We start from the raw sequence: 13,280 nt of genomic DNA on the forward strand, positions 1-13,280 counted from the left end.
CTTTATGCGTAGAACGACTGGCCCCTAGCGGGTTTTGGACGCGGGGGCAAGCTGTGTGGATTGACGCAGGCCCGGAATTGAGGTGAAACGTTCGGAAAGAGAACAAGGATTGGTTGAGAGGGCAGTTTTCGTGCTGGGACTAGAGATTTTAGTGCATTCGGTGAAGATGGTTATAAGGAACCTAAAACAAGCGCTTCAGATTTCAGTTGTGCCTGCGCTCATCGGCGGTCTTCTGGCCATCGCTTTGTTTTTTCTGTTCGGCATCCCTTTTGAAGAATTCGACAGTGAAACGACCGGCTTCCCCGAAGGTGTAACAGCGGCTTCCTTCACAGGGTTTATGTTGTGTTTAATGGTGGTTGTCTTGGGGGTTATGCTTTGGATTATCGTGTCGTGGCACCGATTTGTCCTGCTTGAGGAATACCCGACCGGGCTGGTTCCACCCTTCCGGTTTGACCGGGTTCTCGCCTATTTCGGGCGTCTTCTTATGCTTTGCCTCATAGCTCTCGTGATAATGTTACCAGCGATGCTTGTCATGGGATTGATGGCGCAAGCTTCAGCAGCATTGGGAATTTTGGTCTGGGTGGCTTTGGTTATCTTTCTCACCATCGGGTTTTATCGGGCATCCCCTATTTTGCCCGGCGCAGCCATCGGAAAACCAATAAAGCTTTCTGAGGCTTGGCAGGCAACTTCGGGCGCCAGTGGTGCAATTGCGCTTTTGGTCGTTTTGTCCATACTCCTCCAGTTGTTGCTTCAACTGCTGGCGTCATTGTTGCTCTTTGTCCCGGTTATCGGTGTCTTGATCGTGTTGTTTTCAAGCATGCTTGTAATCCCATTGATCAATGTCAGCATCCTGACCACGATCTATGGCGTCTATATCGAGAAACGCGAGCTCTCTTGAGCCGTACACATATGTATTCCTTGCTCTTTTAGTCGGGATAAGCCAGTGAAGCGTTCATGACCGATTTCATGACCCGCGCCCGTACTGCCGAACAGGCAATGCGCTCTGTTTTTCCTGCGACGCCGCTGCAACGGAATGCCCATCTGTCCGACCGCTATGGCGCGGACATCTGGCTCAAGCGCGAAGACCTCAGCCCGGTGCGGTCCTACAAGATCCGTGGCGCATTCAATGCCATGCGCAAGCAGCAGGGGCAGGAACTGTTCGTCTGTGCCAGTGCGGGCAATCACGCACAGGGTGTGGCCTATATGTGCAAGCATCTGGGTGTGAAGGGTGTGATCTTTATGCCGGTGACGACGCCGCAGCAGAAAATCCAAAAGACCCGGATTTTCGGCGGCGACAATATCGAGATCCACCTGACCGGAGACTATTTTGACGATACTCTGGCTGCGGCGCAGGACTGGTGTGCCCAGCAAGGTGGATACTTCCTGTCGCCGTTCGACGATGAAGATGTGATCGAAGGCCAGGCTTCGCTGGCGGTCGAGATCGAGGAACAGCTGGGACAGGTGCCCGATCATGTCATCTTACCGGTGGGTGGCGGCGGCATGTCTTCCGGTGTGGCAACGTGGTTCGGGGATCGCACCCATTGTTTGTTCGTAGAACCGGCGGGTGGGGCTTGTCTGCGGGCGGCTTTGGCGGCGGGGCATCCGGTGGCTTTGGACCATGTGGATACATTTGTCGACGGCGCTGCCGTAGGTCGGATTGGGGAAAAGCCGTTTGAGTTGTTGAAATCCCGCCACCTGTCTGACGTTCTAGTGCTGTCCGAAGACCGCATTTGTACAACCATGATTGAAATGCTGAACGTCGAGGGCATCGTTCTGGAACCAGCCGGGGCCTTGGCGGTCGAGGCTGTGGGCGACGTGCAAAGCTTTATCCGGGGAAAAACCGTTGTGTGTGTCACCTCGGGCGGCAACTTCGATTTCGAACGATTGCCTGAGGTCAAGGAACGGGCACAGCGTTATTCCGGCGTCAAGAAGTACTTCATCCTGCGCCTGCCACAACGTCCGGGTGCACTAAAAGAGTTTCTGGGCATCCTGGGCCCCGAGGACGATATTGCTCGCTTTGAATACTTGAAAAAGTCGGCCCGCAATTTCGGGTCGGTCTTGATCGGTATCGAAACGCGAAAGCCCGAGAACTTCGTGCGCCTTTTTGCGCATCTTGACGATGCGGGCTTTACCTATACCGACATCACCGAAGATGAAACGCTGGTGCAATTCGTGATCTGACCGTGCGGCTCGGCTTGGGGTAGGTCTAGATCAACCACCTCAGAACTGATCGGGTTGCCAAGGTTGGCAGATTGACGCGAACTCTGGGGTAGCGATGAACGGAACCCCGTCAGTCAATCTACCGGCTTCGCTGGCCGCAATAAACTGCTTAGCCCTGCCTTGAACTCAACGGCAGAGTGTTCGAATACTCTGAGGATATTGGCCACGTCGACCACTTGGGCGTCCCCTTGTGCCGATTGCCTTTCCCCGTCCTGACAAAGCTTTGCTAAGGTCTCGAACCCAAGGCTCAGCGCGCTTCCTTTTACAAAATGTAGGTTTTGTTCGAACTCTGTGCGGGCGGAGTCGTTGCGAAGCCGGGTAAGCGCCTCATTCACTTCGTCAAGAAAGATATGCACCACCTCATTAAATTCGCTGGCGCCGACCTCGTCCCTTAGCTGTCGAACCCTGGACCAGTTGATCATGCCATCCTCACCTTATCTGCTTGGGGATTTGGTAGCGCAGAATGAGTAAAGAGCGGGTTAAGCGGCAAGGGTTTCGCTTTTCACCCATTGTTAAACAGCCTCGCCATAGGGTCATCCCATTCCGATAGGCGTTGCTGGGTAGAGGGTTAAGGTGGCAGAGGTCAGTCAGGCAGACACCGGATCAGAACTGGACTTTGGTGCGATCCAAAAGGTGCTTGTTGTAGATGACAGCCGCCTGCAGCGGCGAATTCTGGTCGCTTCACTCAAGAAGTGGGGCTTTGACGTGCTTGAGGCCGACAGTGGTGACGTCGCAATTGAAATGTGTGCGTCGGATCCACCAGATCTGGTCCTTAGTGATTGGGTCATGCCGGGAATGAGCGGGTTGGACTTTTGCAAGGCGTTTCGCGCCCTGGACAGCAAGCAATACAGCTATTTTATTCTGCTGACGTCCAAAAGTGAAAAGCAAGAAGTGGCCCGCGGCCTGGATGCCGGTGCGGATGATTTCCTGATCAAACCGCTGGAGGCGGATGAACTGCGGGCACGCATCTCGGCGGGTGCGCGTATTCTTGATATGCAGCGCGAGTTGTCTAGGAAAAACCAGTTGATCGAATCTGCGCTTGAGGAACTGCGCGTTGCCCACGATGCGATCGACAAAGACCTGATACAGGCGCGAAAAATACAGGAATCACTGGTCCCGGAACTGACGCGCGAGTTTGGTAAATCCCGGGTGAGTATGCTGCTGAAACCCTGCGGTCATATAGGAGGCGATCTGGTGGGGATGTTCTCTCCGGGTGTGAACAGGCTGGGGTTTTACAGTATCGATGTATCCGGACATGGCATCACGTCGGCCATGATGACGGCGCGATTGGGGGGCTACCTGTCCAGCAATCACTTTGATCAGAACGTTGCGATGGCGCGGCGGTTCGACAAATTTTACGCGTTGCTGCCACCTGAAGAGGTCGCAGAAACTCTGAATTCGCGGCTGATGGCAGACACGGGGATCGAAGAGTATTTTACGATGGTCTATGCCATCGTGGACTTGCGCAACGGACATGTGAAAATGGTGCAGGCAGGGCATCCACATCCGCTGTTGCTATGTCAGGACGGAAGAACTGAATTTCTGGGTGAGGGCGGGTTGCCCATCGGATTGCTGCCGGATGTCACCTTTCAACGGACCGAGTTTTATATGCAGCCCGGTGACCGGCTATTGCTGTATTCCGATGGTTTTACGGAGTGTAGTCTTGCCGATGGCGGCTTGCTGGAAGAGGACGGCTTGCTAAAGATGGCACTGGATTGCGGGTCGTGCCGAAGCGGAACTGAATTCCTGGACGATATGTTCTGGCGGCTGACGCAGGCCATGTCGCCCGGTCAGGGAATGGATGATGATATTTCGGCCGTATTCTTTGAATATAATGGTCACTGAAGCCGTTGTTCATGCAGCGCGGCAAAGTGGCGATCGCCGCCATTGCCCAGCATCTGAACCGCATCGGCAGTGTGCATCCACAGGGCTTCGTGGAACGGTTCAGATGGCGGTCCCATTCGCCGAACAGGACGGGCGCGATAGATGTGGCAAATCTTTTCAGCCCACAGATCGTATTCGGGCATATAAGTGAACCGACGAAAGGCACCGATGCGACGCGGCGATGCGATCAACCAGCCGGTTTCTTCGAACACTTCGCGGTGCAGGGCCGTGATCGGTGATTCGCCCGGATCAATTCCACCGCCGGGCAATTGTAGATCAGGCCCGGGTTCTGTCTGGCAGGTCAGTAAAAGGCTTCGGCCACGGGGCAGCAACGCATAAACTCCCACCCGGCGCGTGTATGTCCGCCCGGCTTGAGGGGTTTCACCAAACCGTCTGATCATGTATGGCCCCTTAAAACCCGAATAGTTCGACCTATATGCTGGCGGTATGCCAACCTGTGGCGTGTAAGGAAACCCCATGTCTCTTGGAACAAAAATCGCGTGGGACGATACCGTCCTGCCCTTTCAACTCGATGTATCGGATATCCGCGGCCGCGTAGCCCGTCTGGATGGTGTGCTTGACGGCATCCTGAAACAGCATGACTACCCCGAAAAGGTCGAGGCGTTGGTGGCCGAAATGGCCCTTCTGACTGCGCTGATCGGCCAGACAGTTGCGCTGCGCTGGAAGCTGTCTCTGCAGGTTCAGTCCAAGGGTGCTGTGCGCATGATTGCGACCGATTACTATGCCCCAAAGACCGAGGGTGAGCCGGCCCGTATTCGTGCCTATGCCAGCTTTGACCGCGACCGCCTGACAGACGGTGCTCCGTTCGATCAGGTGGGCGAGGGGTATTTTGCCATCATGATTGATCAGGGTGAGGGAACCCAACCTTATCAAGGCATCACCCCTCTGGACGGAGGATCGCTTAGCGCTTGTGCCGAGGCGTATTTCGCCCAGTCAGAACAGTTACCGACCCGGTTTTCGCTAAGCTTTGGCAAATCGACCGAGCCGGGCGTAGGCGAACACTGGCGTGCAGGTGGGGTCATGCTGCAGCACATGCCAAAAGCTTCGCCCTTTGTGGCCTCCGGTGAGGGCGAAGGGAACATCCTGACTGCAAATGATCTTGTCGATGGTGAAGAAGGCGAAAATTGGGGTCGCGTCAACGTGTTGTTGGACACGGTCGATGACCTGGAACTGATCGGCCCGTCAATTGCACCCACGGATTTATTGATCCGTCTGTTCCACGAAGAACAGCCTCGGGTCTACGATGCGCAGTCGGTGCAATTTGGGTGCACATGTTCCGAAGATCGTGTGCGGCAAAGTCTGTCGATTTATTCGGCCAAGGACATCGAGAAGATGACCACGCCCGAGGGTGACGTGACCGCCGATTGCCAGTTCTGTGGTGCGCATTACGTGCTTGATCCTTCTACGGTTGGGTTTGATGCGGACAACGCCTGATCCAACTGATCAGCTGCGGGCGGCCTTGCGCCGCCCTGGCGAAGGTTCAAGCGATTTCGACCTGAACCCCGATTTTGTTCTTCCCGAAGGCCGCAAACTCCGTCCCGCCGGAGTTTTGGTTCCGATTTCGCTGGTAGGTGGTGTGCCCCGCCTGATCCTTACAAAACGATCTTCGGCTCTTAAACATCACCCCGGTCAGATTGCTTTTCCGGGTGGCAAACAGGACAAAGGCGATGCGGATGTAACCGCCACCGCTTTGCGCGAAGCCCAGGAAGAAATCGGCCTTCCACAGGAGTTGCCGGAAATTCTTGGCCACTTGCCGACGCATGAAACGGTGACGTCTTTCACCGTAACGCCTGTAGTTGCAATCTTGCGGGAAACTTTTCAATCCGCGCCCGAGCCGGGCGAAGTGGCCGAGGTGTTTTCAGTTCCTCTTGCACATGTGCTCAACCCTGCGAATTATATCGTTGAATCGCGTCGCTGGCGCGGACAAAGGCGGTATTATTTCACGGTACCTTTCGGCCCCTATTACATCTGGGGTGCAACAGCCCGAATTTTGCGGGGATTGGCAGCACGGATTAACGAATGACTCACATCACAGAAGACTGGGTGTCCGAACCTGCAACGCAACGGGTTTGCGCCGCCCTGACCGATGCTGGTTTCCAGGCTTTGTTTGTCGGCGGATGTGTCCGCAACGCGCTATTGGGATCTCCGGTATCAGATATCGATATCGCTACCGACGCGCGGCCTGAAAAAGTGGTCGAGCTGGCGCAGAAAGCGGGGCTTAAGGCCATACCCACCGGGATTGATCACGGCACAATCACCGTGGTTAGTCAGGGTATCCCGCATGAGATCACTACCTTTCGCCGTGATGTTGAAACGGATGGCCGTCGCGCAGTCGTCGCTTTTTCGGGCAAAGTCGAAGAGGATGCCGCACGTCGCGATTTCACGATGAATGCGATCTATGCGAGGCCTGACGGTATCGTTCTGGACCCTTTGAATGGCTTGCCTGATCTGCAGGCGCGTCGCGTCCGGTTTATCGGCACTGCTGCGAACCGAATTCGTGAGGATTACCTGCGGTCGCTGCGCTATTTCCGCTTTCACGCCTGGTATGGGGATGCCGAGGCTGGGTTTGATCCCGACGCTCTGGCGGCCATTGCGTCCAACCTGGACGGTCTGGCGGGTTTATCCCGCGAACGCGTTGGGGCCGAGCTATTGAAACTGTTGGGGGCACCTGATCCCGCGCCTTCCGTTGCCGCGATGCGCAGTGCCGGAGTTATGGTGCAGCTATTGCCCGGCGCAGATGATCGTGCATTGGCACCGTTGATCACGTTGGAACAGCAGGCTGGCGCCGATCCGGAACCGGTGCGGCGATTGGCGGCCATTGCGCCACCCGAGGTCGCGAAATCGTTGCGTCTTAGTCGTGCGCAATTGCAGCGCCTGACCCGTATGCGCGATGAAGCATCCAGCCCGGCCAGTTTTGCCGAATTGGGGTTTCGGTACGGCGAAACAGACGGGCTTCATGAATCGCTTTTGCGCTGTGCTTTTCTGGAGCAGCCCTGGTCAGACACTATCAAACGCGATCTTCACTCAGGTGCCGCTGCGATCTTTCCGATCAAGGCAACAGATCTGATCCCTGAATTCACCGGCCCCGCGCTGGGCAAGAAACTGGCTGAGCTTGAGGCGCAGTGGATTGCCTCGGGCTTCACGCTGGGTCGCGAAGACCTGCTAGGTGAATAAAGGAAGTCTCAAAAGGGGATGACAAGTAAATAAGTTTATGGTTACTTGCCCCTGTCACATGAATGGAGGGATGCGAATGTATTACGGGATCTGGGACAGCTAAGGCTGGAACACTTTGACCCGTAAGGGTGGTGTTCTGACGCCATCTTTCTTCGCATGACTAATTTTCTGCTCAACCGGAGCACTCTCCATGTTTCGCTATTTCGAAAACCTCGTTGACCCTTTTGTTGCCTACAAGGAAACCGACACACCGCCGACGCGGTTGTGGCCGTTCATGTTGGACTACTCGCAGCCATTCATGCGGGTGTTCTTCTGGGCTGGCTTGATTTCCGTCGTCGTTGCGGCGGTTGAGGTTGGCCTTATCTACTATATGGGTCGCGTAGTTGACCTGTTATCCGGTACGCCCACCGAAGTATGGCAGGACCACGGGACCGAACTGATCCTGCTGGCACTGTTTGTACTGTTCCTGCGCCCGCTGCTGCATGTCGTCGACGTGTTGCTTCTGAACAATACGATCCTGCCGAATTTTGGCACCCTGATCCGCTGGCGCGCGCACAAGCATGTGCTGCGCCAATCCGTGGGGTGGTTCGAGAATGACTTTGCCGGTCGCATTGCCAACCGGATCATGCAAACACCACCCGCTGCGGGTGAGGCCGTGTTTCAGGTGTTTGATGCGATCTCATTCTCAATAGCGTACCTGATTGGTGCCGCCGTCCTGTTGATGGCGGCCGATCCACGGTTGCTGTTGCCGCTGCTAGCATGGTTTGCGCTTTACGCGGTTCTGGTTCGCTGGACGGTAAAAAGGGTTGGCCCGGCCTCGCAGGCGGCATCGGATGCACGTTCGGCTGTCACGGGCCGGGTGGTGGACAGCTATACCAATATCCACTCGGTCAAGATGTTCGCTCATGGCGCGCAGGAACTGGACTATGCTCGCGAAGCTATTGAGGAAACGCGCCGCACCTTCCAGGTCGAGATGCGGATTTTCACGATCATGGACGCGGTTTTGGTCACGCTGAACGGTTTGCTGATCGTTGGGGTTGTGGGTTGGGCTATTTCCCTTTGGATGCAGGGTAGCGCATCGGTGGGTGTTGTTGCGGCAGCAACCGCATTGACCTTGCGCCTGAATGCAATGACTGGCTGGATCATGTGGGCGCTGACCAGCTTTTTCCGCCAGCTTGGTGTTGTGGCCGAGGGGATGCAGACGATTGCGCAGCCCATTGATCTGCTGGATGCCCCGGATGCCAAGCCGTTGCAACTGACCAGCGGTCAGATCGACATTCGCGATCTGTCGCACCACTACGGTCGCAAAACAGGTGGTCTGGATCACATCAATCTGACTATCCAACCGGGCGAAAAGATCGGCTTGATCGGGCGATCCGGTGCGGGAAAATCGACCCTGGTTAAGCTTCTTTTGCGGTTCTACGATGTCGAGCAGGGTGCGATTCTGATTGATGAACAGAACATCGCCAAGGTCACGCAGGACAGTTTGCGCAGCCATATCGGTATGGTTCAACAGGACAGCGCTCTGCTGCATCGTTCGGTGCGCGACAACATCCTCTATGGCCGTCCCGAAGCCACAGAAGAGCAGATGATTGCAGCCGCCAAGCAGGCCGAAGCTCATGAGTTCATTCTTGATCTGCAAGATCCCGAAGGGCGCACCGGCTACGACGCGCATGTGGGTGAGCGGGGCGTGAAGCTGTCTGGCGGTCAGCGGCAGCGCGTAACGCTGGCGCGGGTGATCCTGAAAGATGCACCAATCTTGCTGTTGGATGAGGCGACATCTGCCCTAGATTCCGAGGTCGAGGCGTCAATTCAGGAAACTCTTTACGGCATGATGCAAGGTAAAACCGTGATCGCCATTGCCCACCGGCTAAGTACCATCGCGCAGATGGACCGTATTCTGGTCATGGATGGCGGTCGGATCGTCGAAGAAGGCGGCCATTCCGAACTGTTGGCGCAAGGTGGGCTTTACGCCCAGTTCTGGGCGCGGCAATCTGGGGGCTTCCTGAATCCGGAGGCCGCTGAATGAGGATTGCCGACCTCATAAATCCGTTCAAAAACATCGAAACGCCCCCGCCGCAAACGCTGGGGGCGTTCATTCGCTGGTGCCTGTCAGGTGCATGGCCAATGATTTTCGTTGCTGCTTTCTTTTCGGCCACGGCTGGCGCGATGGAAGCCGGTACAGCATGGATGTTAGGTCTGGTCATTGACGCGGCAACAACCAGCGGACCCGGCAATTTTTTGACTGCCAGAAACGTGTGGATGATCCTTGGCGTCGTTGCGTTTTTCATGCTACTGCGTCCGGCCCTGTTCGGGCTTTCGTCGCTGACCAACAACTACATCGTCATGCCCAACATCACACCGCTGGTTCTGGCCAAGTTGAACCGGTGGACCCTTGGTCAATCGGTCACTTATTTCGACGACGATTTCGCCGGTCGCATTGCGCAGAAGCAGATGCAAACATCCAATGCGATGGCCTCTGTCGTGTCGGAAACGATCAGCGCGATCGTCTTTGCATTGGCCTCACTTGCGGGGTCTTTGCTTTTGTTAGGGTCTATTCATCCGCTGGTGATGTTGCCGTTTGCAGCCTGGCTGGTGGTGTATTTTCTGCTGGTGCGCTGGTATTTGCCACGCATCCGAAAACGCTCGGCCGCGCGGGCTGGGGCACGGGCCATGGTGTCAGGTCAGGTGGTCGATACGATCACCAACATCAAGACCGTCAAACTGTTTGCCCATTCTGACTTCGAAGACCAGGCCGCGCGGAATTCCATGGTCGATCTGCGAGAAAAGATGCTGGCTTTCGGCAGCCTGTCAGCCAGCTTCCGTTTTATTCTTATGCTGCTGGCCGGGGTTCTGCCCGTGTTGCTGATCGGCGCAACTCTATGGTTATGGCAAGCGGGGGCTGCAACCGCCGGGGACATCGTGGCCGCTGGGGCCGTTTCGATCCGCATCGCACAGATGACCGGCTGGGTCAGTTTCACGCTGATGGGGCTTTATGCCAATGTCGGTGAGATCGAGAACGGTATGAAAACGCTGGCCAGACGTGAACGGGTCGAGGATCAGGATGGTGCGGCGAACCTGTCCGTGCCTGAAGGTCAGATCACTTTTGACCAAGTCAGCTTTGCCTATGGTCGCGATATTGGCGGCGTATCGGACGTGAATATGACCGTCCACCCTGGCGAAAAGTTGGGCATTGTCGGCGCTTCGGGCGCAGGGAAATCAACCTTGGTTTCGTTGTTGTTGCGCCTGTATGACGGCGAAAAGGGTGCGATCCTGATTGATGGCCAGGACGTATCCAAGGTGACGCAGGATAGCTTGCGTCGCCAGATCGGCATGGTCACGCAGGAAACCGCAATGTTCAATCGATCTGCGCGTGAGAACATCCTTTACGGCCGTCCTGACGCTTCGGAAGATGAAATGATCGAGGCGGCCCAGAAGGCCGAAGCGCATGAGTTCATCCTAAGCCTTCAGGACGCACATGGCCGAACCGGCTATGATGCCCATCTGGGCGAGCGCGGCGTAAAGCTGAGTGGTGGGCAGCGGCAACGGATCGCGTTGGCCCGCGCCATTCTAAAAGATGCGCCTATTCTAGTACTGGATGAGGCGACCTCGGCGCTCGATTCCGAAGTTGAGGCCTCGATCCAGACAGCTTTGCATCGGGTTATGCAGGGCAAGACGGTGCTGGCGATTGCGCATCGTCTGTCGACGCTCAGCGAGATGGACCGGATCATAGTTCTGGATCAGGGGCGTATCGTTGAAACCGGCACGCATAATGAGCTGCTGGATCGCGGCGGGCTATATGCGCGGTTCTGGCATCGTCAGTCGGGCGGGTTCATTCAGGCGGAAGCTGCGGAATAAGGGTTTTGTTGCGGGCCAAGCCCCGGTATCAGGCGCTCATGACGCAAACCTACACCATTTCCCGCCTTGGCCATCAAGGCGACGGCATCGCTGATGGCCCCATTTACGCTCCGCGCACCTTGCCAGGTGAGGTGGTTAGCGGCACGTTGCTGGGCCAGTTCCTGACAGATATTCGCGTCGAAACGCCCTCGGACCAACGAGTTAAAGCTCCCTGTCGGCACTACAAGTCGTGTGGCGGATGCCAGCTGCAGCACGCGGCGGATGGGTTCGTTGCTGACTGGAAGGTTGACGTGGTGCGCACCGCGTTATCCGCACAGGGGTTGGAGGCCGTGATGCGTCCGATCCATACTTCGCCAGAGCGATCTCGCCGTCGCGCAACGATCGCGGTTCGACGGACAAAAAAGGGCACATTGGCCGGGTTCCACGGCCGCGCGTCAGATACGATCACCGAGATCCCGGATTGTCATCTGCTGGATCCGGCCCTGATTAAGGCCATTCCAGTTGCCGAAGCGCTGGCCGTTCTAGGCGGCAGCCGCAAGGGTGTACTCGCTGTGACGTTGACCTTGTCCGAAGTCGGGCTGGATGTGGCGGTAAGTGGCGGCAAACCGCTGGACGGCCCACTTGAGTTGGCCTTGGCGCAAGCGACCGAGAAATACGGTCTGGCCCGGCTTAGCTGGGACGGTGAAGTAATTGCCATGCGCCAGCCGCCTGTCCAGCGCTTTGGCGTGGCGGGTGTCATCCCACCGCCTGGCGCGTTTCTACAGGCGACAAAAGACGGAGAACAGGCTCTGTTAAAGGCTGTTTCCGAATCTGTGGCTGGATCAAAGCGTATTTTGGATCTGTTCGCTGGTAGCGGCACATTCTCCTTGCCTTTGGCCAAAGAAGCAGAGGTTCACGCTGTTGAAGGTGAGCCTGCGATGACGCAAGCGCTGGATCAGGGTTGGCGCAAAGCGCAGGGCCTCAAACGGGTTACGACCGAGGCCCGTGACCTTTTTCGGCGACCGCTGATGCCGGATGAATTGAAGTCCTTTGATGCAGTTGTGATTGACCCACCACGCGCCGGGGCCGAAGCGCAAATGGTCGAGTTGGCGCATGCCCTGCGCCCGGTGATTTCTTATGTGTCCTGCAACCCGGTGACCTTCGCCCGCGATGCGAAAATGCTTGTTAATGCAGGCTACACCCTTGAATGGGTACAGGTCGTTGACCAATTTCGATGGTCGTCACACACCGAACTTGCCGCCCGGTTCACCCTGAACCCTTAAGACTTACAGGAGAACACCCGAATGGGGATCACCCAACGCCTGCTGACCCTTATCGAAGCACCAGCTTTCGGGAAGTTCATTACCGGTGTCATCATCTTTAACGCGATTCTGCTAGGGATGGAGACATCACCCACACTGATGGGCGTTGCAGGCCCGTTGATTGTGACACTGGACAGCCTTTGCCTGGCCATTTTCGTAGCCGAGATCGGGATGAAACTACTGGCAACTGGGCGCAGGTTTTTCACCAATGGTTGGAACGTGTTTGATTTTGTGATTGTAGGTATCGCTCTGGTGCCGGGTGGTTCCGGCCTGTCGGTGCTGCGGGCTTTGCGAATTCTGCGGGTTTTGCGTGTAATTTCGGTCGCGCCGCGCCTTCGTCGCGTGGTCGAAGGGTTCATCTCGGCTCTGCCGGGTATGGCCAGCGTTTTCCTTCTGATGGCGATCTTGTTTTACATCGGCGCGGTGATCTCGACCAAACTGTTCTCCCAGACCTTCCCGGGCTGGTTTGGTGACCTGGGCCTTTCGGCATACACACTGTTTCAGATCATGACGCTGGAAAGCTGGTCGATGGGTATCGTGCGCCCGGTAATGGAGATCTATCCTTACGCCTGGCTGTTCTTTGTGCCGTTCATTATGGTGACCACCTTTGCAGTGGTGAACCTGCTGGTTGGTCTGATCGTAAATTCGATGCAGGATGCGCATCATGCAGAGGACGAAGTCAAAACCGATGCCTATCGTGATGAAGTGCTGGAGCGGTTGGACAGCATCGAGCGTCGCCTGACTGAGCAACAGAACATCAAAAAGTGATTTCAGTTTTTTCGATTTCTGGCATAATACACAAAAAAAGAGCAGCAGGCAGTG

At 56.2% G+C, this 13,280-nt stretch carries 12 protein-coding genes; 10 read left to right on the forward strand and 2 right to left on the reverse strand.

Features of this window, described 5'->3' with window-relative positions; all coding sequences use genetic code 11:
- Window positions 1-82 precede the first annotated feature (82 nt).
- Together GOW92_RS20310 and ilvA are read left to right on the forward strand one after the other, a co-directional pair.
- A complete protein-coding gene (locus GOW92_RS20310; protein WP_368040311.1) occupies window positions 83-898 on the forward strand; it encodes a hypothetical protein in 816 nt (271 codons plus the stop codon).
- A 56-nt stretch (window positions 899-954) separates the two neighbouring features.
- On the forward strand, window positions 955-2,181 hold the full coding sequence (gene ilvA / locus GOW92_RS20315) for a threonine ammonia-lyase IlvA (protein ID WP_170564076.1): 1,227 nt from the start codon (window positions 955-957) through the stop codon (window positions 2,179-2,181).
- Between the two features lie 113 nt (window positions 2,182-2,294).
- On the opposite strand, the gene GOW92_RS20320 is transcribed toward ilvA, so the two are convergent.
- The gene (locus GOW92_RS20320; RefSeq protein ID WP_170564079.1) at window positions 2,295-2,642 is read right to left on the reverse strand and encodes an Hpt domain-containing protein; all 348 of its coding nucleotides are present in this window, start codon (window positions 2,640-2,642) and stop codon (window positions 2,295-2,297) included.
- A 151-nt stretch (window positions 2,643-2,793) separates the two neighbouring features.
- On the opposite strand from GOW92_RS20320, the gene GOW92_RS20325 reads away from it, so the two are divergent.
- Window positions 2,794-4,065, forward strand: a complete 1,272-nt coding sequence (locus GOW92_RS20325; RefSeq protein WP_170564082.1) for a PP2C family protein-serine/threonine phosphatase — start codon at window positions 2,794-2,796, stop codon at window positions 4,063-4,065.
- On the opposite strand, the gene GOW92_RS20330 is transcribed toward GOW92_RS20325, so the two are convergent.
- The gene (locus tag GOW92_RS20330) at window positions 4,059-4,505 is read right to left on the reverse strand and encodes an NUDIX hydrolase (RefSeq protein WP_170564085.1); all 447 of its coding nucleotides are present in this window, start codon (window positions 4,503-4,505) and stop codon (window positions 4,059-4,061) included. The two genes, GOW92_RS20325 and GOW92_RS20330, sit on opposite strands and share 7 nt — an antisense overlap.
- Before the next feature lie 76 nt (window positions 4,506-4,581).
- On the opposite strand from GOW92_RS20330, the gene GOW92_RS20335 reads away from it, so the two are divergent.
- The 7 genes from GOW92_RS20335 to GOW92_RS20365 all read left to right on the forward strand — a co-directional run bounded on the left by GOW92_RS20335 (window position 4,582) and on the right by GOW92_RS20365 (window position 13,226).
- On the forward strand, window positions 4,582-5,559 hold the full coding sequence (locus GOW92_RS20335) for an Hsp33 family molecular chaperone HslO (RefSeq protein WP_170564088.1): 978 nt from the start codon (window positions 4,582-4,584) through the stop codon (window positions 5,557-5,559).
- Entirely contained in the window at window positions 5,543-6,148 is a 606-nt protein-coding gene (locus tag GOW92_RS20340; protein ID WP_170564091.1) for a CoA pyrophosphatase, read from the forward strand. Before GOW92_RS20335 ends, GOW92_RS20340 begins: the two co-directional genes overlap by 17 nt.
- On the forward strand, window positions 6,145-7,299 hold the full coding sequence (locus tag GOW92_RS20345) for a CCA tRNA nucleotidyltransferase (protein ID WP_170564095.1): 1,155 nt from the start codon (window positions 6,145-6,147) through the stop codon (window positions 7,297-7,299). The genes GOW92_RS20340 and GOW92_RS20345 overlap by 4 nt, the downstream gene beginning before the upstream one ends.
- A gap of 190 nt (window positions 7,300-7,489) precedes the next feature.
- Window positions 7,490-9,328: an ABC transporter ATP-binding protein gene (locus tag GOW92_RS20350; RefSeq protein ID WP_170564098.1), complete on the forward strand. Its 1,839-nt coding sequence runs from the start codon at window positions 7,490-7,492 to the stop codon at window positions 9,326-9,328.
- Window positions 9,325-11,157, forward strand: coding sequence for an ABC transporter ATP-binding protein (locus GOW92_RS20355; RefSeq protein WP_170564101.1), 1,833 nt, complete (start codon window positions 9,325-9,327; stop codon window positions 11,155-11,157). Before GOW92_RS20350 ends, GOW92_RS20355 begins: the two co-directional genes overlap by 4 nt.
- Before the next feature lie 38 nt (window positions 11,158-11,195).
- A complete protein-coding gene (locus GOW92_RS20360) occupies window positions 11,196-12,419 on the forward strand; it encodes a class I SAM-dependent RNA methyltransferase (protein ID WP_170564104.1) in 1,224 nt (407 codons plus the stop codon).
- Window positions 12,420-12,440: 21 nt separating this feature from the next.
- Complete coding sequence (locus GOW92_RS20365; protein ID WP_170564107.1) at window positions 12,441-13,226, forward strand: ion transporter; 786 nt, start codon at window positions 12,441-12,443, stop codon at window positions 13,224-13,226.
- Window positions 13,227-13,280 lie beyond the last annotated feature (54 nt).

It is taken from the genome of Ruegeria atlantica, assembly GCF_013032505.1.
GTDB lineage: Bacteria > Pseudomonadota > Alphaproteobacteria > Rhodobacterales > Rhodobacteraceae > Ruegeria > Ruegeria atlantica_F.

Bases quoted from the DNA above. Each gene is read 5' to 3' on its own strand.
- ilvA (WP_170564076.1), top strand. From the start codon at position 955: ATGACCGATTTCATGACCCGCGCCCGTACTGCCGAACAGGCAATGCGC.
- GOW92_RS20320 (WP_170564079.1), bottom strand. From the start codon at position 2,642: ATGATCAACTGGTCCAGGGTTCGACAGCTAAGGGACGAGGTCGGCGCC.
- GOW92_RS20330 (WP_170564085.1), bottom strand. From the start codon at position 4,505: ATGATCAGACGGTTTGGTGAAACCCCTCAAGCCGGGCGGACATACACG.
- GOW92_RS20335 (WP_170564088.1), top strand. From the start codon at position 4,582: ATGTCTCTTGGAACAAAAATCGCGTGGGACGATACCGTCCTGCCCTTT.
- GOW92_RS20340 (WP_170564091.1), top strand. From the start codon at position 5,543: ATGCGGACAACGCCTGATCCAACTGATCAGCTGCGGGCGGCCTTGCGC.
- GOW92_RS20345 (WP_170564095.1), top strand. From the start codon at position 6,145: ATGACTCACATCACAGAAGACTGGGTGTCCGAACCTGCAACGCAACGG.
- GOW92_RS20350 (WP_170564098.1), top strand. From the start codon at position 7,490: ATGTTTCGCTATTTCGAAAACCTCGTTGACCCTTTTGTTGCCTACAAG.
- GOW92_RS20355 (WP_170564101.1), top strand. From the start codon at position 9,325: ATGAGGATTGCCGACCTCATAAATCCGTTCAAAAACATCGAAACGCCC.
- GOW92_RS20360 (WP_170564104.1), top strand. From the start codon at position 11,196: ATGACGCAAACCTACACCATTTCCCGCCTTGGCCATCAAGGCGACGGC.
- GOW92_RS20365 (WP_170564107.1), top strand. From the start codon at position 12,441: ATGGGGATCACCCAACGCCTGCTGACCCTTATCGAAGCACCAGCTTTC.